Origin of the sequence: Gordoniibacillus kamchatkensis (assembly GCF_000829455.1) — a bacterium.
Lineage (GTDB): Bacteria > Bacillota > Bacilli > Paenibacillales > NBRC-103111 > Gordoniibacillus > Gordoniibacillus kamchatkensis.
In genome coordinates, this window is the sequence record NZ_JXAK01000047.1 from 26,391 (window position 1) to 45,907 (window position 19,517).

A 19,517-nucleotide genomic window follows, 5' to 3' on the forward strand; every position below is an offset into this window, starting at 1 on the left:
CGCGTCAAGCGACGGCGCTTTTAATCAGCTCGATCGTTTTCCGCGCGGCTTCGATTTCGCCCTCTTGCCTCGGCACGCTTTCCACGCCCCATACGCCGTCGTACCCGTGCTCCAGCAGCAGCCGGCAAAAAGCGGGCACGTTCTGCGTAAGCTCCTGGCCGTCCGCCGTAAAATGGAACGTCTTCACATGCGTCACTTTAGCATATTTGGCGCACGTAAGCCAGCCTTCCGCCTGCTTGCCCGGCGCCCAGTTCCACGAATCGAGCAGCAGGCCGAGCTCCGGCAGCGCTTCCATCAGGCGCACGACGTTCGCCGGATGGAGCGTCGGCCCCCAATGATTTTCTACGATAACTTGAAGCCCCGCATCTTTCGCGCGCGCAATGACGTCGCGATAGCCCTCCACCGTCACTGCGAACTGCTCGTCCGTCCACTGCTCCGGTCCGCCGGTATCGATACGGATATGGGACGCGCCCAGCTTCGCCGCGATGGCGATCCAGCGGTACGCCTTGGCACGGTTCCGCTGCCGCGCCTCTTCCGTCTCTTCGTAAATGTGCGCGCCGTCCACCGCAATGCAGCCGAACGGCAGTCCGGCTTCGTCCGCCGCCCGCTTCACTTCGTCCAGAAAAGCGTCGTCTGCCGGGGTCAAATGCTGCGACTCGCCGGGATGGCCCCCGGCATGAAGCACGTCCTCCCCGCGCTCGATTTGCGCCAAATGCGCGTTCCACGGGTCCAGCCTCGTGCAGCCGAGCATTTTGCAGTCGCGTATGTATCCGAAAATGTCTTGCTGGCCCGCGGCCAGCAGCCGGTGAAAGCTAAAAGAACATATGCTGATTTCCATGGCGAAGCTCCTCGCTTGGTAAAGTTGATAACCCAAAATGGACAGCGATCCGGCGACGAGAATCATCGGCAGGATGAAGATGTGCGGCGTCACTCCCCGGATGAGCGTAGGGAGAATGTAGCCGATCAACGAGGCCGTCTGCGTAATGCTGACGTACAAGCTGGAACCGAACCCGGTGCGGCTCGCGAACATGCGCTGCACGACCCCCATCGCCACTCCGTACAGGACGGAGACGAAGAACGAGTAGAGCGGCTGCACGGCGAAGAACAGCGCCAGTGGAGAAGCGAGCGCGTACACGATGTAAGCGGCGATTGCCATGACGCCGGCGGCGGCAATGATCGGCTTGCTGCCGTATTTCGCCGCCCAGTACCCGGTGACGGTCATGAACAGCAGCTCGAATACCGCCTGTGCGCTCCACAAGTACGAGGCATACTGCGGATGGCCGAACAGCGAGTTGACGATGAGCGGCAAATACAAGCCGCGGATCGAATCGGCGCACGCCAGCATAAGCAAAGCTGCCAGCACGCCGAGCGAGAACGGCTCGCTCTGCCCCGCCTTCGCAGCCCCGGCGGCATCTTTCGTCACCTCGGTATACAGCAGCAGCATGACGAGCAGCCCTGCATATCCGGCCAAATTGCCGATGAGCACCCCTCGGAAGCCGAACGCCAGGAACAAATTCGCCCCGAGCAGCAGCCCGGCAAAAAAGCCGACGCTGAAGCCGGCCCGCAGCCACACGAGCGCCATCTCCAAAATCGCCCCAGCCCGTGCCGCAAAATGATTGCGGGCCATCGCAAACAGCTGGCCCATAATAAGGCCCGAAGGGGCCACCGCGATGCACATCGCGATGAGCGCCCCCGGGAACGTGCTTGCCCGCATGTAGAGGAGCAGGCCGATGCTGCACACGACCGCCGCTGCCAAGGGCAGCCGCTTTTTGCTCCGCATCCGGTCGCTGACGATGCCGACGGCGATGGTCGCGGCCATGTTGAGCAGCAGCGACGCGCAGTAAACGATGGTGATCTGGCCTTTGCTCAGGCCGATCTGATCGTGCAAATAGACGGCGTTCATCGGCGCCAGGATGCCCGTGCCCGCGCCATACAGCAGCATAGCCGCCAGCAGCTTGAGAGCGCCCGGAACGTGAACGAATTGCCTGATGTCTTGTGCGAGCTTCATTCGATTCTCCATTTGCGGTGTGTCGTTTGCTTCCAGATTATCCCTTGGAGCCGGTAATGACAATACCTTGGATGAAATATTTCTGAGCGAAGAAGAACAGCAGCAGCGGCGGCGCCACGGCGACGATCGAGGCGGCCATGAGCAAGTTCCACGGGGTGGCGGCGTAAGCGGCCGTAAAATTGGACAGCCCCAAGGAAAGCGGATATTTGCTGCCGTCGCTCAAATAAATGAGCGGCCCGATCAAATCGTTCCACCGGTACATAAATTCGAGAATCGCCGCCGTCGCCAAAGACGGAATCGACAGCGGCAAAATAATGCGGGCATATATCGTGAAAAAGCCCCCGCCGTCGATTTTGACCGCCTCGTCGAGCTCCCGCGAAAACCCTAAATAAAACTGGCGCAGCAGGAAAATGATGAACGCGCTGCCGCCGAACGCCGGGATGACGAGCGGCAAATACGAGTCGACCCAGTTGAATTTGTTGAACAGCAAGTATTGCGGAATCATCGTCACCTGCGGCGGGATCATCATCGTCGCCAGCACGAGCAGGAACAAGTACTTGCTCCCTCTGGCGCGCAGCCTGGCGAAGCCGAAAGCGACGAGCGACGAGGACAGCGCCACCGCGACCATCGTGACCGCCGTGTACGCCACCGTATTGACAATATACCTCTCCAGCGGCGCGTCATGGAACACCTTGGCGTAGTTGCTCCACCGGATCGGATTCGGAATCCACGTCATCGGCAGCTTGTGAACGTCCCCCAAATCTTTCAGCGACGTGATGATCATCCAGAACAGCGGAAAAGCAAACAGCAGCAGTCCCAGGAGCAGCAGGCCGTAAACGACGATTTTGCCGCCCAGGCTCAGCTCGCCATGACTGACTCTTCGTCTTGCTAACATAGTTCCGGCTCCTCCCTAACGCTTACTGTCATATTCGTAGTAAATCAGCCTTCTCGACACCCACAGCGAAAGCAGCGTCAGCGCGAAAATGATGATGAACAAAATCCAGGCCTGGGCGGAGGCATAGCCCATCCGGAACTGGGCGAACGCGGTGTTGAACAAGTACAGCACGTAGAAGTAGGAGTTCCAGTCGGGCCCGCCCTTGGTGATGACGTAAGCTTGCGTAAACACCTGGAACGACGAAATGATGCCGATGATGGCGTTAAAGAGGATAACCGGCGAAATGAGCGGCACCGTAATCCGGAAAAACTTCTTCACCCGGCTTGCCCCGTCGATCGAGGCGGCTTCATACAGATCGCTCGGCAACGTCTGCAGGCTCGCGAGGAAAATAACCATCGTGCCGCCGATGCTTGTCAGCTGCATGAGCACCATCGAGGGGATGACGGTGTTCGGCTTCGTGAACCAGCCCGGCCCTTTGATGCCGAACCACTGGCTGAGCAGCGAATTGACGACGCCGAAATCGGGATTCAGCAGCCACATCCAAAGGAACGATACGGCGACGCCGGAAATGATCGAAGGCGTGTAGTACAGCGTCCGGAACAAGGCTTGGCCTTTGATTTTGTTGTTGAGCAGCACGGCCAGCAGCAAGGAGCTGATGATCGTGAACGGCACGGACAGGACGGCGTAATAAAACGTCACGCTGATGGACTTGTAAAACAGCTTGTCATGAAACAAGTCGACGAAGTTTTTGAGGCCGATGATGTTCGGCGCGTCGATGACGTTATAGTCGGTAAAGCTGAGAAACAGGGAAGCAATAATCGGGCCGCCGGTAAACAGCAGGAAGCCTAGCGCCCAGGGCGATATGAACAGCCAGAAGGCGCGTTCCTCCCGGGCGAGCTCCGGGTTCCGTTTCTTTTTGGCGGCGCGCCGGATTTGCGGCTCGGCGGCGGCGGGCGCTGAATTCATGGGACGTCACCTCGATTGGCAAAAGGTTTCCCTTGGCCGCGTGCGCCAAGGGAAACCTTTTGGCATAGTTTGGACCCTACGGCCGGCTACTTCAGGTTCAGGGAGCGGAGGTTTTTGTCGATTTCCGCCAGCCCGTCGTCGACGCTCTTCTGGCCGTTCCACACGCCCGCAATCGTCTGGTTGATCGTATTGCTGATGACGGAAAACTTGTCGATGAGGTGGTTATCCGCTTCGCGGCCGTTTTTGATCGCGCCTTCGTTGAGCGTTTTGATGTCTTCGATCTTCATGCCGGTTTTGTCCGCGATTTGTTTGTACCACTGCTCGGCGAGCGACGTATCCGCCGGAGTTGCGGACGTTTTCTCCATAAATTTCTTGCCGCCGTTTTTCGGGTCGACGAGGTACTTGATGAGCTCCCACGATTCTGCCGGATGCTTGCTCTTCGCGCTGATGTTCCACGGGTCGACGAACAGCGCGATTTTGCGGCCGTCATGATACGGGATCGGCGCTACGCCCCACTTGAATTTGGCCGGCTGATACGCCCAGAAGCCCCAGCCGCCGTTGATAACCATCGCCACGCGGCCGGTCAGGAACGGATCGCCGATCGCCGACACGGCATCGATCGTCGTCTGGTTCGGCGCTACTTTCTCCTTCTGAATCAGATCGACGTTGAACTGAATCGCTTCTTTATTCGCTTTGTTCGTCAGCACCGCAGGCTCGCCCATGACGGCCGACGTATACGCTTCCGGCTTAAAGAAGTCGCCGCCGAACATCCAAGACTGCAAGTTCGCGCTCATGCTGTTGAACACGCCGAACACTTGCTTGTCGGCGTTGCCGATGTCGCTGGATAGCTTCTTCGCGTTTTCCAGCATTTTCTGGAAGTTCCACGACGTATCGTCCCAGTTCACAGTCGGGTACGGAACTCCGGCTTTGTCGAAAAGCTCCTTGTTGTAGAACAGGAAGCTGCCGATACTGAGCATCGGGATGCCGTATATTTTGCCGTCGATCTGATAAATGTTCATGATGTTCTGGTTGATCGTGCTGAGCGCCGCCTGATCCTTCTTCACATACGGCGTCAGGTCGAGCAGCGCGCCCATTTTTTTATAAGTAGCGAAGCCAGAGTTCGCCCAGTTCGACGACCATACGTCCGGCACTTTGCCGGAAGCGATCATCGTCGTGAGCCGCTGGTCGATTTCCGCCTGCGGAATTTGCTCCAGCTTCACGGTAATGTTCGGATGCTCCTTCTGGAAGCCGTCAATCATTTCTTTCTCCCAATCGATCATGTTCGGGTCGGTTCTGACAAGCCAGGTTATCTCCACCTTGTCCTTACTCGGTGCCGCCGCCGCCGTATCGTTCCCTTTAGCAGCCGTATCGGCACCCGAAGCGGCAGGCTTTGCGCCCGAACCCGAACATCCGTACAAAATTGTAGTCAAGATCATGGTGACGGCAAGCAGTGCAAACGGTTTTCCTTTTCTCCTCATTGGATGACCTCCGAAATGTTGGATTCAATGCAAACCTTTGAACCATTAAAGCCTCCGTCCAAGTATGCGATCTTCGCTGCAACGATTTGGTTACATTTATCGGCTCCCCCCTTGGCGATAGTTTAAAATTCGCATATTTGTAACCGTTTCCAGCATATCATATGCGGGTACGCTTGGTCCAGATACTTCCTTTTATACTTAATGATTGAAATTAATGTTGAATTATGGAACTTGGTGTCGTTTGTTGCGATATGATTCGGGCCGATGTCGATTGGTGTACTTTGGGCTGGAATCGCCCTGCGGGGAGTATACATAAGGCTGAGGAAGGAGGGAGATGGCGATGAACGAGACGATACCTGTGGCGGCCGTCGTGCTGGCTGCCGGCAAATCGGCCCGCATGGGCGATTTCAAGCAGCTGCTGCCGATCCGAGGCACGCCGATGCTGGCTGTAACGATACGCAAGCTGCTGCCATTTCCATTCGAGCGAATTGTATGCGTCACCGGGCACCGGCACGAAGCGCTGCAATCCGCCATCCAAGTGGACGACCGCCGGTTCGCCTGGGTTCACAGCCCGGATTATGCCGACGGCATGAGCGCTTCTTTGCGTACGGCAGCCGCATGCTGCCCGAGCTCCGCGCAGGCGGTCATGATCTTTTTGGCGGATCAGCCCTTCATTCAAGCCAGCACGATTAGCCGATTTTTTGACGAATTTCGCCAAGCTTGCGACGCAACCGCGCTGCAAAATGGATCATTCAACCTTCCTGCCACGGGCAAAAAGGCCATCCCGTCCTGTTTTCCAGGGCGATGCTTGGCCATTTTGCGGAGCTGGAGGGCGACGCCGGGGCGAAAACGATTATGAAATATGCGGAGAAGCACATTTTAGTGCCGGTGGAAGACGAAGGGATCGTGCTGGATTTGGATACGATGGAAGATTATTTGAAGTATTGCTAAACGGAGGCCGGATTGCCGCCTTCTGCCGGCGCCCGATGTTTTTGCGGAAACAGCAGCTCTACCTTGGTTCCTTGATTGACTTTGGAATGCACCCGAATGGTTCCTCCGTGCGCGTCTACGATCCACTGCGCGATCGACAGTCCAAGCCCCGTCCCGCCTTGGGCACGGGAGCGGACTTTGTCTCCGCGGTAAAACCGTTCAAAAATGTGAGGAAGCTCCTCCTCCGCGATGCCGCAGCCGCTGTCGGATACGCCGATATAAACGGAACCCGCTTGATAGCGGCCCGTCACCTCGATCCGCCCCCCTGCCGGCGTATACTTCAAGGCGTTATCCAATACGATGACGAGAAGCTGGCGAATTCTGCTTTCATCCCCCCAGAGGGATAGCGGCTTCCGGATGTCCGTCGCAATCTCGATGTCCTTCGTATGCGCCAAAGAGCGGAAGTGGTTTGTCACTTCGGACAGCAGGCTGTCCAGAGCGATGGCGGACGGTTGAATCAGCTGCTCGTTCGAATCGGACCTGGCCAGCGTGAGCAAGTCGTCCACCAGCTTGCCCATCCGCCGGCTCTCTTTTAAAATGGCGGCGATATTGGGGCTCTCCTGCTCGATCGTATTCGCGGGGTGGCGAAGAAGCAGCTCTGTTTGCGCGTGAATGACCGCTGTCGGCGTCCGCAGCTCGTGCGAGGCGTCGGCCACAAAGCGCTGCTGCCTCTCCCACGAGCGGCGGATCGGGATCAATGCCCGTTCGGCCAAAAAGAATCCGGCGACAACCGAAATGGCCACGCTGGCGGCAATGCCCGCGATAATGTCCCACAGCAGCGAACGGAGCGTGTTGTTGACATCTCCCAAGCTTCTTACGATCGCTATAGTGGCAATCGCATCCGAGCCTTGATGCGGATTCGGGAACTGCAGCACGCGATAACTACGATTATCGGCCGTTACCGTGCGAATCGCCGACGCGTCCGTCCGATACCGAAATTGCCCCTCAGCCGTGCCGGAAAACGACCCTTTCGGCGATTGGCCGACCAGCTGCCCTTGCACATTCCAAAACAGGTACGTCGTTCTTTCATCCTGCTGAGGTTCCGGGTGATCGGACCGAAGCAGCTCCTCCACGTTGCGGTACGTCCCGATCCGGCGCTCCGCCTGCTGCAAAATCTCGTCTGTCTCGTGAAATAGCCGATATCGCATATGAACGTACAGCATGGAGCTCAGAACGGCAAGCACGAGCAAAAAAACCGCGGCGTTGACGATAACCAGTCTTCTGCGAATGTTATTGAACATTGGCCTCTCCCTTTAACAGATAGCCGATTCCCCGCACCGTGCGGAGCAATGCATCAGCGCCGCCCGCCGCGAGTTTTTTGCGCAAATGATGCACATATACGTCGACCGCCGTAATGGCCGCCCCCGAATCGAACCCCCACACCCGGTCGAATATTTGCTCGCGGGTCAAAATTTGATCTTTATGGCATAGGAAAAATTCCAGCAATTCGTATTCTTTCCCCGTCAAATTGAGCGGAGTTTCTCCGCAAAAAGCGTCCCTCACCGTACGAGACAAGCGGATCGGGCCGCAGGTCAGATCGCCTTCCTGGCCGAGCGTGCCCCGTCTCCTCAGCACCGCCCTTGAGCGTGCCAGCAATTCCGATACGGCGAACGGCTTCGTGACGTAATCGTCCGCTCCGGCATCGAGACCGGCCACGCGATCGTCCACCGCGTCTTTTGCCGTCAACAGGATGACAGGGATCGACACGGACTGGGCTCTTAATTTTTTTTACAATTTCGACACCGTTCATGCCGGGCAGCATCACATCGAGTACAATCAAATCGTGGATAGCCTGCTGAGCCAAATAATAGCCGTCGTCGCCTGTCTCGGCAGCATCCGTCCGAAACCCTTCGCCTTCGAAAATATCGCGGACGACCTTGAGCAAGGAAGCGTCGTCCTCCACCACCAGTACGCGCATGCCGCTTGCCGCCTTTCACCGAATTTTGCATTCATTTTATCAGAATCCCCGGTTTTAAGAAAATTTCAATGTTGCCCGTTTATACTGACGGTATCGGCTGAACGGAGGGATAGAGACATGGCGAAAATGGACAAAAAGTGGGTTGCCCTATGCTCAGCGGCTATCGCGGCAGTGTACGCTGCCGGCTATGTGACGACGGAAACAGAAGCTGCCCCTGCGCAAACGCCGCAGCAGTACGCTCAAACGGATGTTCAGTCCGGCGGCGGCTGGGCGAGCCAAGCTGATCCATTCGGCCAGAACGGCCAGGCAAGCAAATCTGCCGGCCAGCCCGGCAAGACGAGCCAGTCCAAGAAGCTGTATAAAGACGGCACCTACACCGGGATGGGAAGCAATCGGCGCGGCTCGATTCAAGTGGCGGTCACGATCAAGAACGACAAAATTACGGACGTAGAAATCAGCCATTTTGCTATGCATTATTCGGAAAGCGATGTAGTGGGGCTGCCTGGGGAAGTGCTGCAAAAGCAAAGCGCTCACGTTAACAATGTTTCAGGCGCAACGTACAGCACCCAAGCGTTCGAAGACGCCGTGCAAGATGCGCTTACTCAAGCCAAAAACGCCTGATGGATCGACGCATGAAAAAAGCCAAATTGTTTATGGATACGGTAGTGGATATACAAGTCGTCGCCTCCGGGAAATCGGCGGATCGTGCGGAAGCGCAAATCGACAGAGCGTTTGCTGCGTTTCGCCAAGTCGAACAGGCGTGCAGCCGGTTCAGCCCTGACAGCGAATTGATGATGGCGTGCCGCCAGTTCGGGACCCCCGTTCCGGTGAGCCCGTTTTTATTCGAGCCTCTCAAGTTTGCTTTGGAGGTAGCCAAATGGACAGACGGCGTATTCGACCCTACGGTGGGCGGGCTAATGGAAGAGCACGGGTTCAACCGTCATTATTTGACAGGACAAACGATTCTCAGTCCGTCCGCCGAAAGCGTGACGTATCGGGATGTTATCGTAAATGAGCGGGACCGCACCGTTTTGCTGCGGAAGCCGCTCGTCATCGATCTGGGCGCCGTGGCCAAAGGGTTCGCCATCGATTTGGCGGCTAGCGAATTGCGGGAATTTGACGGATTTGTCGTCAATGCCGGTGGCGACCTGTTTGCCGGGGGAGTGGACGAAAGCGGCAGCGATTGGGAAATCGGCATTCGGCATCCTTACCATAAAGACCAAATCGTGCAATCCGTCACCGTTTCGAATGAGGCGGTCTGCACCTCCGGGAGCTATGAGCGCAAGAGCGCCAAAGTCCCCGGCACGCATCATTTGCTTCACCCTAAAACGAGGCGCTCGCCAAACGTTTGGATCAGCTGCAGCATCATCGCCCCTTTTGCCATGATGGCGGACGCTATGGCGACCGCCGCATTTTTGCTGGTGGAGAATAGAGGGAAGACGTTTATCGAACAAACGGGTACGAAAGGAATTCTGATCACGCCCGCTCTGCAGATCGTAACAGTCGGAGGGATATGAATGACAGCGGGTCAATGGATCAAATCGCCAAAGGGCTACGTCACAGTTGCGCTGGCGGCTTGTCTGCTTATAGCCTCGATTGGGGCGTTCGACGCGAAAGGCATCATAAACGGTGTAGTCGCCGTCGCTGTTTCCGTGGCCGCGGACATCGTTTGCGCTCTTATTGGCAAAAGAAAGCGAATCATGCCGGACGGTGCCGTGATTACGGGGCTCATTAATGCGCTGGTATTAAGCGTCACTACTTCGTTGTTCATTGTGGCCGCGACTTGTATCGTCTCGATATTATCCAAGCATCTGCTTGTCGCCAAGAAAAAACCGGTCTTCAATCCGGCGGCTTTCGGGTTGCTGCTGTCCGTTCCGTTGTTTCATTCCGGACAAAGCTGGTGGGGCGCATTCGGCGACCTCCCTGCATGGACTATTGCGCTGCTTTTGCTCGGCGGATACGCTGTGGTGAACCGGGTGAACAAATATCCGCAACTGTTTGCGTTTATCGGGACATTTCTCTTTTTGCTGTTCATGATGGGCTGTTTCCATGTCGGGGACGCCGCCGACGCGCTCCGGCCGCCGTTTATCAACGCCGCCCTGTTCTTCGCCTTCTTTATGCTGACCGACCCGCCGACTTCTCCGGCCAAGACGGGCGGTCAAATCGCGTTCGGCATTCTCGCCGCGGTGGTGAGCGCCGCCGTTTACGCGTGTTTCGGCGGGCTGATGTACTTGTTTATCGGCCTGCTTGCCGGGAACCTGTATCATTTGCTCAAAGCGCGGTTGTCTACGGGAAAAGAGTACCGGCGCGGGGCTTGAACCGACTTATTGCGAAAAAAAATGGACGTACCGCCAACGCTACTGCCCGTTGTCCGTACGTCCCTTCTTTCTATGAAGCGCCTTCCGCAATATTCAATTAAACCCGCCGTTTACGCGAATCGTCTGTCCTGTTATCCAACGAGCTTTGTCGCTGACGAGCAACTCGAGAGCATTCGCAATGTCCTCCGGTTCGCCAAGCCGCCCGAACGCATTCATTCGTCGGAACGAATCGACTAGCTCCGGCGATTTGCCGTTCAGAAACAAGTCGGTTGCCACTTGCCCGGGCGCAATGCAATTGATGACGATGTCCTTGGGGCCGAATTCCTTGGCCAATTGACGTGTCAGCTGCTCGACCGCGCCCTTCGTTGCGGCATATACGCTGTATGTCGGGAGCATCGCGCCCGAGACAGACGTCGAGAAGTTAACGATTGTTCCGCCTCGCTCCATATGCTTCATCGCTTGTTGGCAAGCGAAATAAGTCCCTTTCACGTTGAGCGCGAAATGCCGGTCGAATATTTCCTCCGTCACGTCCGCGATCGCATTGTTTTCCATGATGCCGGCATTATTGACCAAAATGTCCACGCGCCCGAATCGCTCGAGCGTCTCCGAGAACAACGCCTCGACTTCGCTCACCTTGCTCACGTCGGCTTGGATTGCCGCCGCTTGGCCGCCGAATTGCTCAATCGCCGTTACAACCTCGTCCGCTTTCCCCCGGCTTGAGGAATAATTGACAACCACCTTCGCTCCGGCTTGCGCTAATTGGATGGCCACTTGCCGTCCGATGCCTCGCGAAGCCCCGGTGACGATCGCGACTTTTCCGTTCAAATTCATGTCTTTTCCTCTCCTTTATCATGTTGCGGTCCTATCGGTCATTCGCCGAGTTCGACCCTGCAAATTTATTATAGTAAGTGTTAGCATCGCGCCGTTAGACCATTCCTGTCCGATCCTTGCCTGATTCTCTCCCGTCTCCATATAATAAAAGTAAAAACAATCCTTCCTGGAAAGGAGCCGGCCTACATGGAAACAATGGATGAAGCGCAGCGCAAGGAACAAGCCTTGCAGCAATTGGCGCTTTTAATACGTCGCCATGCCCCGGCTGGCGGAACGCATCGGACGGCTATTCCTTCTTTGTCGCTTATGCATGCCACACACTTGTCGGAACCGCTGGAATCCGTCTACAAGCCATCCATTTGCGTCGTGGCGCAGGGAGCTAAAATGGCCACGCTGGCTGGTGAAACCTACCGGTACGATCCTTCGACTTACCTGGTCACTTCCGTCGAATTGCCGATCATGGGCACAATTGTCGAGGCTTCACCCGAGATTCCCTATTTAAGTTTGAAGCTGAGCTTCGACGTCGACGTCATCCTGGAATTCGTGGAGAAAACGAATCACCCCGCTTTCGTCTCCGCGGAAGCCGGCCGGGGTATAGCCGTGAGCCAAACGTCGCCCGTATTACTCGAAGCCATCGTGCGGCTCATGCAACTGCTCGACGCGCCCGAGGACATTCCGGTTCTGGCGCCGCTCGTCATCCGCGAAGTTCTGTATCGAATGCTTCAGGGCGAACAAGGCGCGCTTCTTTATCAATTTGCGATCAGCGGCAGCCATGCCTACAACATCGCTCAAGCAATCCGGTTGATCAATCGGCAATACGACCGCCCGCTGGCGGTTGAGCAGCTCGCGAAGTCCGTGAACATGAGCATATCGGCGTTTCATAAGCATTTCAAGCGCGTCACGGCGATGAGCCCGCTGCAATACCAGAAAACAGTGCGTTTGCAAGAAGCCCGGCGTTTAATGTTGACGGAAGCCGTGCAAGCCTCCGATGCGGCGTTCCGCGTCGGCTACGAGAGCCCGTCCCAGTTCAGCCGGGAATATGCCCGTATGTATGGCCGGCCACCGATGCTGGATGTTCAAGAGCTTCGCGGTTCGATCAAGGACTCCAAAGTACTTGTCTGAATTCCATAAAAGTAACAAGAGAAAGTTTGATGCTGCCCGATCGCTGAGCGAGGCTGCCGATCAATCCTGTAATCCGTTAGCGCTTAATCTCATTAGGTTATTATGATTGGATGGCTTTTTGAAGGAAGGCTTTGATCAACGGATGGACGATATTTTTCAATGCTGCCCAAAGCTTAATAAGGCTGCCTGCCGGCAGCCTTCATGATTATAAATTATTCAACATTCACCCGTTCAATGACGTAATGTTCATCAAACTTAGAAGGCTAAACCCGTGTAAGCTTATCCGGATTTCGTACAACGAAGATTCTGGCAAACTTTCCACGTTGCAGTTGTATAAAAATGGCGACGGTCGCCCGAACGAGTAAAAAAATCCTGCTTGGGCCTGTTTAGTCCGCAGTTCTTTCGAGACCGTTTGTTAAGTAAATCTCGATAATTCAACGCCAGCAGGACATTGTGCAGATATTCGATAAGCAGAAAGAGACCCGCAGCATCAGGCTGCGGGTCTTAATTTTTATATATTGAAAAGGGGGTCAGCTATTATTATAGGCTAGGTTCATTAATGCCACATGAAAATCAAATTACATGTTGATTACGTCTAATAAAACCTGTGGAGCGATTCAATTAAGCTCTTGAAACGGTCAGGCTTTAAGAGATAATAAATCCGTTTCCCCTCCCTGCACTCCTGAATGAAGCCTTCGTCCTTCAATTCCTTCAAATGATACGACAGCTTCGACGACGAAATGTCACCCAAACCGAGCTTCAGATCCTCCGGACAGATGGCATGAGCAAAAGCCGAACAAACTGGCGCCTGGTAAACCTCCTGTCTGCCCTCTTTAAGTAGCGTCAATATTTTTAGCCGTATCGGATCGCTAAGTACTTTAGCCGCTTGGGCTACTGCAAATTCATCAATTTGTCTCATGAAAAAATTATATCATCCCCTCCTTGACATTTCAATTATTTTTGAAATATAATCGCTTTAAATCATTTCAAAAAAAATTGAAATATGGGAGTGATCTTTTCATGTCTACCGATCTCAATCCCGGCTTCATGCCGCAGTACCGGAAATGGCTGCCGTCAAGCACCGGGCCTTGGGATGGAGCTTGGGTCTGCTCGCTTTGGCCCAACTCATCTACGGACTTGACATCAATATCGTTTACGTTGCTCTTCCGGAGATTGGCCAAGGACTCGGATTTTCGAAGCAGTCATTGCAATGGGTGGTCAGCGCCTATATGATTTTCTGCGGAGGTTTTCTGCTTCTTGGGGGGCGTGCCGCCGATTTGTTGGGACATAAACGGATGTTTATTTTCGCTTTGCTCCTCTACGCGGTTTCGTCCTTACTCGGTGGACTCGCTTGGAACGCGCTTGTCATTATCATCGCCCGCGCGATCCAAGGCGTTGGTGCGGCGTTTCTTTTTCCGGCCACTTTGTCGCTGATCAACCGATTGTTTGAAGAGGGACCGCGCCGCAACCGCGCACTTGCCGTATGGGGCGGAGCCGGTGCCAGCGGACTGACGATAGGTTCGCTATTGGGCGGGTTGCTGACCAATGCTTTCGGCTGGGAAGCCGTCTTTTATGTCAATGTACCGCTCGCAGGTATCGTCGCTCTGGTCGCCATGTTTCTCATTCCCCGCGACGAGTCGAGGAAACGAAAGCGCCGCTTTGATATGCCTGGAGCCGTCACCGTGACCGCAGGCGCCACACTCCTGGTTTATGTTCTCGTGCAGGGGCCCGAATTCGGTTGGACTTCCCCGTATATCCTTGTATGCGCCATTCTTTCCTTGACCCTCCTGGCGGTCTTTGCTTTTATCCAGGCGCGGAGCGTCGACCCGTTAATGCCGCTGCATCTATTTCGCAATCGCAGCCTGGTTGCAGGCGTCATTATCACTTTCATTTTTATGGGAACGTTCGGTGCGCTGCCGTATTTCCTTACGATACTTTTTCAAAACGTGCACGGATACAGTGCTCTGAATACCGGACTCGCCTTTATCATCCCTTCTCTGGCCATTGCAGCGGGCACTCAGCTCGGCGAACGGCTGGCCACCCGTTTGGAGGCACGCAGTACGCTGCTAATCGGTACGCTCATCGGAATTGCCGGTACGATGCTGATTCCGGTTGGCGCGCATGTCGGCAGCAGTTACCTCATCATCGTTCCGGGACTCATTATATCCGGTATCGGCCAAGGGATTACATGGACCGGTATGTGGGTCGCCGCCTCCAGCGGCGTAGCCAAGGAAGAGCAAGGCGTAGCATCCGGTATTGCGTCAACCACGTTAAATATCGGCAACGCCGTAGGCCTTGCCCTTCTGATCGCCGTTGCCAACTCGGGTTTTCAAGGAAAAACCGGCGAAGCTCTGCGCGAAGCTATCGCTGCGGGTGAGCGGACAGCCATTTATTTGGCGGCACTCGGCATTCTTCTCGGCGCGATTGTCGCCTTGTTTTTGCCTCGAAAACGAAAAATATGACGGCTATCGCAGCTCAAAAAAACGGCCAAAACCACGTAATTTGTTTACACGTGGTTTTGGCCGGCACACATTTTATACCGCAGTAGAATACTGGATGAAAGATACCGCAGTCGGGTGTTCACTGCAAACGGAATCATCCGATCGACGATACTCATCGACGGATATGTCGCCGGAATCTGGAAATTGGAAGTTGAGCGAGAGAAAGCTGATTTGTGCATTGATTCTTTCGTCAAACTTTTATGCAATAAGGAACTCCTATTCGTTCAGTAAACGGGTCATTTTCTGTACTGTTTCATTCTCTTCAAGCGATAAACCGTTAGCTTTAGTTGAGGGGCGTCGTAAATTCGGAAGACGATATGTTCCATAACCATGGATCCAACACGTGGATGATTGATGGCTACCAATAAGGTAGTCATTTTTTTTACAAACGCGTATCGCGGGAATAAGACAGCAAGATTGTGAAACGACACCAAGCCCCATTTGTGCAAAAATATGTATAGCCAAAAATGAGGAGGAACTACATGTCAGCGTCTGGACAAAGTGTCTGGTGGAGGCATTCGGATTTTATGAGGTTTTGGGTAAGTGAAACGGTTTCTCTATTTGGGGCGCAGATTGCGATTCTGGCCCTCCCCCTGACAGCCGCAATCTTTCTGGGAGCTGATGCCGGCCAAATGGGGGCCCTGGGTGCTTTCGAGTACGTGCTTACTTGCTATTCGGTTTATTTGCCGGGGTATGGGTGGACGAGGGAAAAAAACTCCCCATCCTTATCACGGCAAATTTCCTTAGGGCGTTCTTCCTCGCATTAATTCCGGTGTCACTGTGGCTCGGCCATCTGAATTTCGGATTGCTTTATGTCGTCGCATTTATCGTTGGAGTGTGTATGGTTTTTTTCGATATTGCTTATCAGTCCTTCTTACCGAGTCTTATTGAAACAGGCCGACTGATCGAAGGGAACAGCAAGCTGGAGACGAGCAGGTCAGCCGCTCAAATTGCAGGACCCGGACTTGCGGGTTTTCTTGCTCAAACACTTACGGCTCCATTTTCGATTATGATTACTTCGGTGACCTTCCTCTTCTCGGTATTCGCCATGGCCGGCATCCGCAGCAATGAAATCCGGGATATAGACTCTGATAGAAAACAGACGAATATGTGGCGATCGCTTGCGGACGCATTTCGCTTCATATGGAACGAACCGAACATATTAGCGCTTACGAGATGCGCCATGATATGGAATTTATCTTGGAATATCGTATTTGCGGTGTTTGTTTTGCCCGCCGTACACAATTTGCAAATCAGTTCGGACAAAATCGGCACCGTGTACAGCGCTAGCGGAGTCGGAGTGCTTCTCGGTGCGATGGTTGCGCGAAAAATAAATGGACGTTTCGGGACGGGTCCGACATTGGTAATGGCCGGATTTATCGCTGCCGCAGGGGGAAAATCGAAATGAGATCCGCCCGCAAATTCCCCTGTCCGATTTGTCGTGAAACGGATTCATGAACTATTTAGTTTGATGACGTCATTATTAAAAATAAAAAGTTTGTTTCAGCTAACCCGCGCTCTCGTGATTGCCAGGGCATTCCTGCTGACATAGGTGATTGCAAGCTTATGAACTGAAAGAGAGACGTTCACGTCTCCCTTTCGTCTGTTTCGAGGAATTCCTTAAGTGCCGACAGTTTAGTTTCCCAATACTGTTCAAAGAAGGAAAGCCATTGCTTTAGTTCAGTTAATGGGTCTGGCTGAATTTTATACCGGGTTTCTCTTCCAACTTTACGGCTGCTGACAAGACCTGCCTCAGAGAGAACTTGCAGATGTTTATTAATACCTGTGCGGCTTATTGGGAAATGTTCTGTAATTGCGGTAATGGACATTTCTTTGTCAGCCTCAGCAAGCAATTTCAACAAACTACGTCGTGTAGAATCTGCGATTGCCTGAAATACGTCATGTTGAGGTTCGGTAACACCCAATTTATCCTTCGATGACTGAAGGGAGTTTTTCTTTGACAATTTTCTCCCACCCGCCATCCATAATTCCACGAACCATCGTGTGTGGTTGTCCGAACTCTGTTTGTTTGTTTGCATCCCAACCAGAATGAATTAAGGTGAACTCCGTTTTATTTTCTCCAAGGTCCTGGAGTTCGAACGTAATGTGCCAATCCTTGCCGAAATCAAAGCCGACACGGTTTTTCGGATCGAGTTCCGTTACTTTACAAGGCGAATCGCCGAAGTCACCCGCGTGAAGTATAAATTCCTTTCCCAATACGGGTTCAAAAGTACTTGGCATCCACCATGAAGCAATACCTTCTGCGGTTGCGACAGCTCTCCACACTTTTTCGATCGGTGCATTAAGCACGACTGTTTTACGAATTTCCGTTAATGTTTCTTGTGTTTGCATTTGAATACCTCCAATTTTTTATAACACCATTTGGTGTTGATTTTATCATAACACCATTTGGTTTCACGTCAAGCGAATTTTCACTCTACATCATTGACGGTAGTTTCTGTTCAACAACTTTCTCCCAATTGTTGTTCATGAGTTCATAAACCAATGAGTGTGGTTGTCCAAATTCTGTGACTTTTTCTGTATCCCAACCAGAATGAACTAATTTGAACTCCGTTACCGCATTGAATCTGATGACGATAAATGCAAGATGCCAATCCTTACCCCAGTCAAAACAGACCTGACCGAAACGATTTTTTAGGGAAGAAATTTTCGTTACCTTACAAGGTAAATCACCAAATTCCCCTCCACGAATAGTAAACTCATGGCCTATGACAGGTTTGAATGTGTTCGGCTTCCACCAAGAAGCAATGCCTTCTGCGGTCGAAATAGCTTTCCAAACTTTTTCGACTGGGGCAATGATTAAAACCCTTTTTCTTATATTCTGCAATTTCATCTGTTGCTTTATACACCTCCAAACCAAAATGTAACACCATTTGGTGTTGTTTTTTTTGATTGTAACACCTTTTTGTTTCGTGTCAATAATAATTTATTTTATACACGTTAACCGATTCTATTTGTTTAAATCACTGATAGCGCCCGACTCCGGGCCCCCTCACTGTGATTTTGTTGCTTCCCACATTATACCACCGGGTTGGAAATATTAGGATATGTATTCTCTTGCAACTTCCGTATCGGAATAGACGAATAAAAACCGGGCCCGGCGTTCAAGCCAAGCCCGGTTTCAATATACGATAAATGCAGCTCCCCTTCCGGCGGAATGATTTGCTCAGGAGAGGCGAAATCTCCGGAATATGACCGCAGCTGCGGGGCTTACGGATAAAAGGTGCTGGCCGGCGTTGTCGACGAGCACCAGCGGGTGTTGAACAACGATTTGATCAGCACATCTTTCGCCTGATCGGTCCCGATATAGCGAAGCGCTTCTGCGGCATGCGCGCGGACGTACCGGTTTTCGTCGTCCAGAGCCGCTTCCAGATGCGGAACCGCCGCCTGCGCGGGAGCCCCGATCCGGCACAGCGATAACCCTGCCGTAAACCGGACCTGTACGTCGGCATCGCCGAGCGCCCGGATCAATCCCGCTACTGCAAGGTCAACCGGTGCCGCGATAAGCCCCAACGCTTCGACGGCCGACCGCCGCACTTCCTCGGACGGATGATCCAGCAAAGCCGCTAGCCTGGGTGTCGCTTCCGCCGCCAGCTGCCTCTGCTCGCCGAGCGCGAACGCGGCGTGGACGGCCGTCTCCGCCCGCTCGTCGCTCAAGGCGTCTATTAACCCCTGCACCGCCTCTTTGCCGGCGGCGGATAGCCCGTATGCCGATACGCGGGATACCGCCACGCTCTCATGCCGGATTCCTTGCAGCAGCGCATCCGTCCCTTTCCGCCCCCGGCGCGCCAGCTCGTAAGCGGCATGCAGCGCCGCAGGCTCAAACGGATTTTCCAGCTCGCGAGCCAGCTCCCGGACGCTCTCCTCCTCGTCCGGCGCCGTCCCGGCCAGACTTCCCATGCTGCCGCACAACCAGTTCCAGTTCTCCTCCCACAGCGCCTCCTGCCGGTAAATGGATGACGAGAGGCCGGCTGGCGGCTGCCATTCCCGCACTTCATTGCTCCAGCTAGGCTCCGCGGGTGCAGCCGTCCGCATAAATTCGAATTTCAGCATATACCGCGGCTGCCCGAGCAAATTCGGCGTGGACCGGTGCCAAATATCGTAATGGATCAAAGCGAACGTGCCCGCTTCGCCACTCGCCAGCGCCTCGTCCGGCGTCTCGTCGGCGGCGAACGTGCGCGTCTCGTAATAGGGCGTTCCCGGCATGACTCCCGTAGGGCCCAGCTCTTTGGGCGTATTTTGCGGAAAATACATAATCATCGCCCACCACGGGTGGTGATTGCGCATCCGCTTGTAGCCCCAATAGCTGTCTTTATGCCATCCCCCGGGAACAGGTACGGCGTTGTAGTGCCCGTGCCGATGGGCATGAAGCATATAATTCGGCCCCAGAACGCTCGTCAGCGCCCCCGTGATGACCGGGTCGTCGAACACTTTCTGCAGCTCCCGGATACGCGGGAGAAGATTGTTCC

20 protein-coding genes and 1 pseudogene are annotated in these 19,517 nt (G+C 54.1%); 8 read left to right on the forward strand and 13 right to left on the reverse strand.

All coding sequences use genetic code 11. From position 1 onward, the window contains the following. Window positions 1–4: 4 nt before the first annotated feature. The 4 genes from SD70_RS35215 to SD70_RS23160 form a co-directional block, all read right to left on the reverse strand. On the reverse strand, window positions 5–2,008 hold the full coding sequence (locus SD70_RS35215; RefSeq protein WP_082053592.1) for an MFS transporter: 2,004 nt from the start codon (window positions 2,006–2,008) through the stop codon (window positions 5–7). Between the two features lie 37 nt (window positions 2,009–2,045). Beyond that, entirely contained in the window at window positions 2,046–2,903 is an 858-nt protein-coding gene (locus tag SD70_RS23150) for a carbohydrate ABC transporter permease (protein ID WP_041050122.1), read from the reverse strand. A 15-nt stretch (window positions 2,904–2,918) separates the two neighbouring features. Next, on the reverse strand, window positions 2,919–3,869 hold the full coding sequence (locus SD70_RS23155) for a carbohydrate ABC transporter permease (protein WP_082053593.1): 951 nt from the start codon (window positions 3,867–3,869) through the stop codon (window positions 2,919–2,921). Between the two features lie 86 nt (window positions 3,870–3,955). After that, on the reverse strand, window positions 3,956–5,347 hold the full coding sequence (locus SD70_RS23160; protein WP_041050123.1) for an ABC transporter substrate-binding protein: 1,392 nt from the start codon (window positions 5,345–5,347) through the stop codon (window positions 3,956–3,958). Between the two features lie 340 nt (window positions 5,348–5,687). Between SD70_RS23160 and SD70_RS23165 the strand changes: the two genes are divergently transcribed. After that, window positions 5,688–6,206: a nucleotidyltransferase family protein gene (locus SD70_RS23165; RefSeq protein WP_041050125.1), complete on the forward strand. Its 519-nt coding sequence runs from the start codon at window positions 5,688–5,690 to the stop codon at window positions 6,204–6,206. 88 nt (window positions 6,207–6,294) lie between these two features. Here the strand turns inward: SD70_RS23165 and SD70_RS23170 are convergent, their stop codons facing one another. The 3 genes and pseudogenes from SD70_RS23170 to SD70_RS39915 form a co-directional block, all read right to left on the reverse strand. Further along, window positions 6,295–7,578, reverse strand: a complete 1,284-nt coding sequence (locus tag SD70_RS23170) for a sensor histidine kinase (protein WP_052487790.1) — start codon at window positions 7,576–7,578, stop codon at window positions 6,295–6,297. Beyond that, window positions 7,568–8,044 carry a response regulator transcription factor gene (locus tag SD70_RS23175; RefSeq protein ID WP_331436830.1) on the reverse strand — a complete coding sequence of 159 codons (477 nt, stop codon included), beginning with the start codon at window positions 8,042–8,044 and terminating at the stop codon, window positions 7,568–7,570. Before SD70_RS23175 ends, SD70_RS23170 begins: the two co-directional genes overlap by 11 nt. Before the next feature lie 67 nt (window positions 8,045–8,111). Further along, a pseudogene (locus SD70_RS39915) lies at window positions 8,112–8,255 on the reverse strand (response regulator transcription factor); the annotation flags it as partial. Window positions 8,256–8,372: 117 nt separating this feature from the next. On the opposite strand from SD70_RS39915, the gene SD70_RS23180 reads away from it, so the two are divergent. Genes SD70_RS23180 through SD70_RS23190 form a run of 3 tightly spaced genes read left to right on the forward strand, consistent with a single transcriptional unit; the run spans window position 8,373 to window position 10,573 of the window. Then, window positions 8,373–8,876, forward strand: a complete 504-nt coding sequence (locus SD70_RS23180; RefSeq protein ID WP_041050126.1) for an FMN-binding protein — start codon at window positions 8,373–8,375, stop codon at window positions 8,874–8,876. A gap of 11 nt (window positions 8,877–8,887) precedes the next feature. After that, window positions 8,888–9,772: an FAD:protein FMN transferase gene (locus SD70_RS23185; RefSeq protein WP_041050128.1), complete on the forward strand. Its 885-nt coding sequence runs from the start codon at window positions 8,888–8,890 to the stop codon at window positions 9,770–9,772. Further along, window positions 9,773–10,573 carry an RnfABCDGE type electron transport complex subunit D gene (locus tag SD70_RS23190; protein WP_041050130.1) on the forward strand — a complete coding sequence of 267 codons (801 nt, stop codon included), beginning with the start codon at window positions 9,773–9,775 and terminating at the stop codon, window positions 10,571–10,573. 93 nt (window positions 10,574–10,666) lie between these two features. On the opposite strand, the gene SD70_RS23195 is transcribed toward SD70_RS23190, so the two are convergent. Beyond that, window positions 10,667–11,404: an SDR family oxidoreductase gene (locus SD70_RS23195; RefSeq protein ID WP_041050132.1), complete on the reverse strand. Its 738-nt coding sequence runs from the start codon at window positions 11,402–11,404 to the stop codon at window positions 10,667–10,669. Window positions 11,405–11,599: 195 nt separating this feature from the next. Between SD70_RS23195 and SD70_RS23200 the strand changes: the two genes are divergently transcribed. Further along, window positions 11,600–12,526, forward strand: coding sequence for an AraC family transcriptional regulator (locus SD70_RS23200; protein ID WP_041050160.1), 927 nt, complete (start codon window positions 11,600–11,602; stop codon window positions 12,524–12,526). Between the two features lie 595 nt (window positions 12,527–13,121). Here SD70_RS23200 and SD70_RS33840 read toward each other — a convergent pair. Next, a complete protein-coding gene (locus SD70_RS33840; RefSeq protein WP_052487791.1) occupies window positions 13,122–13,445 on the reverse strand; it encodes an ArsR/SmtB family transcription factor in 324 nt (107 codons plus the stop codon). 145 nt (window positions 13,446–13,590) lie between these two features. Between SD70_RS33840 and SD70_RS23215 the strand changes: the two genes are divergently transcribed. From SD70_RS23215 to SD70_RS23220, 3 genes are all read left to right on the forward strand, one after another. Continuing rightward, window positions 13,591–14,988, forward strand: coding sequence for an MFS transporter (locus SD70_RS23215; protein ID WP_041050134.1), 1,398 nt, complete (start codon window positions 13,591–13,593; stop codon window positions 14,986–14,988). Window positions 14,989–15,078: 90 nt separating this feature from the next. Then, on the forward strand, window positions 15,079–15,258 hold the full coding sequence (locus SD70_RS35220) for a DNA glycosylase AlkZ-like family protein (RefSeq protein WP_269432517.1): 180 nt from the start codon (window positions 15,079–15,081) through the stop codon (window positions 15,256–15,258). 436 nt (window positions 15,259–15,694) lie between these two features. Beyond that, on the forward strand, window positions 15,695–16,435 hold the full coding sequence (locus tag SD70_RS23220; protein ID WP_052487792.1) for an MFS transporter: 741 nt from the start codon (window positions 15,695–15,697) through the stop codon (window positions 16,433–16,435). Window positions 16,436–16,613: 178 nt separating this feature from the next. Here SD70_RS23220 and SD70_RS23225 read toward each other — a convergent pair whose 3' ends face one another. The 4 genes from SD70_RS23225 to SD70_RS23240 form a co-directional block, all read right to left on the reverse strand. Beyond that, on the reverse strand, window positions 16,614–16,991 hold the full coding sequence (locus SD70_RS23225) for an ArsR/SmtB family transcription factor (RefSeq protein WP_052487793.1): 378 nt from the start codon (window positions 16,989–16,991) through the stop codon (window positions 16,614–16,616). Further along, window positions 16,954–17,379 carry an SRPBCC family protein gene (locus SD70_RS23230; RefSeq protein WP_041050138.1) on the reverse strand — a complete coding sequence of 142 codons (426 nt, stop codon included), beginning with the start codon at window positions 17,377–17,379 and terminating at the stop codon, window positions 16,954–16,956. The genes SD70_RS23225 and SD70_RS23230 overlap by 38 nt, the downstream gene beginning before the upstream one ends. Before the next feature lie 85 nt (window positions 17,380–17,464). Further along, window positions 17,465–17,881, reverse strand: coding sequence for an SRPBCC family protein (locus SD70_RS23235; RefSeq protein ID WP_156158153.1), 417 nt, complete (start codon window positions 17,879–17,881; stop codon window positions 17,465–17,467). A 377-nt stretch (window positions 17,882–18,258) separates the two neighbouring features. Further along, complete coding sequence (locus tag SD70_RS23240) at window positions 18,259–19,479, reverse strand: HEAT repeat domain-containing protein (RefSeq protein ID WP_231571445.1); 1,221 nt, start codon at window positions 19,477–19,479, stop codon at window positions 18,259–18,261. Window positions 19,480–19,517 lie beyond the last annotated feature (38 nt).

What these genes read in the sequence shown, in the direction of transcription:
- SD70_RS35215 (WP_082053592.1), bottom strand. Translation starts at nt 2,008, where the DNA reads ATGAAGCTCGCACAAGACATCAGGCAATTCGTTCACGTTCCGGGCGCT.
- SD70_RS23150 (WP_041050122.1), bottom strand. Translation starts at nt 2,903, where the DNA reads ATGTTAGCAAGACGAAGAGTCAGTCATGGCGAGCTGAGCCTGGGCGGC.
- SD70_RS23155 (WP_082053593.1), bottom strand. Translation starts at nt 3,869, where the DNA reads ATGAATTCAGCGCCCGCCGCCGCCGAGCCGCAAATCCGGCGCGCCGCC.
- SD70_RS23160 (WP_041050123.1), bottom strand. Translation starts at nt 5,347, where the DNA reads ATGAGGAGAAAAGGAAAACCGTTTGCACTGCTTGCCGTCACCATGATC.
- SD70_RS23165 (WP_041050125.1), top strand. Translation starts at nt 5,688, where the DNA reads ATGAACGAGACGATACCTGTGGCGGCCGTCGTGCTGGCTGCCGGCAAA.
- SD70_RS23170 (WP_052487790.1), bottom strand. Translation starts at nt 7,578, where the DNA reads ATGTTCAATAACATTCGCAGAAGACTGGTTATCGTCAACGCCGCGGTT.
- SD70_RS23180 (WP_041050126.1), top strand. Translation starts at nt 8,373, where the DNA reads ATGGCGAAAATGGACAAAAAGTGGGTTGCCCTATGCTCAGCGGCTATC.
- SD70_RS23185 (WP_041050128.1), top strand. Translation starts at nt 8,888, where the DNA reads ATGAAAAAAGCCAAATTGTTTATGGATACGGTAGTGGATATACAAGTC.
- SD70_RS23190 (WP_041050130.1), top strand. Translation starts at nt 9,773, where the DNA reads ATGACAGCGGGTCAATGGATCAAATCGCCAAAGGGCTACGTCACAGTT.
- SD70_RS23195 (WP_041050132.1), bottom strand. Translation starts at nt 11,404, where the DNA reads ATGAATTTGAACGGAAAAGTCGCGATCGTCACCGGGGCTTCGCGAGGC.
- SD70_RS23200 (WP_041050160.1), top strand. Translation starts at nt 11,600, where the DNA reads ATGGATGAAGCGCAGCGCAAGGAACAAGCCTTGCAGCAATTGGCGCTT.
- SD70_RS33840 (WP_052487791.1), bottom strand. Translation starts at nt 13,445, where the DNA reads ATGAGACAAATTGATGAATTTGCAGTAGCCCAAGCGGCTAAAGTACTT.
- SD70_RS23215 (WP_041050134.1), top strand. Translation starts at nt 13,591, where the DNA reads ATGGCTGCCGTCAAGCACCGGGCCTTGGGATGGAGCTTGGGTCTGCTC.
- SD70_RS23230 (WP_041050138.1), bottom strand. Translation starts at nt 17,379, where the DNA reads ATGCAAACACAAGAAACATTAACGGAAATTCGTAAAACAGTCGTGCTT.
- SD70_RS23235 (WP_156158153.1), bottom strand. Translation starts at nt 17,881, where the DNA reads ATGAAATTGCAGAATATAAGAAAAAGGGTTTTAATCATTGCCCCAGTC.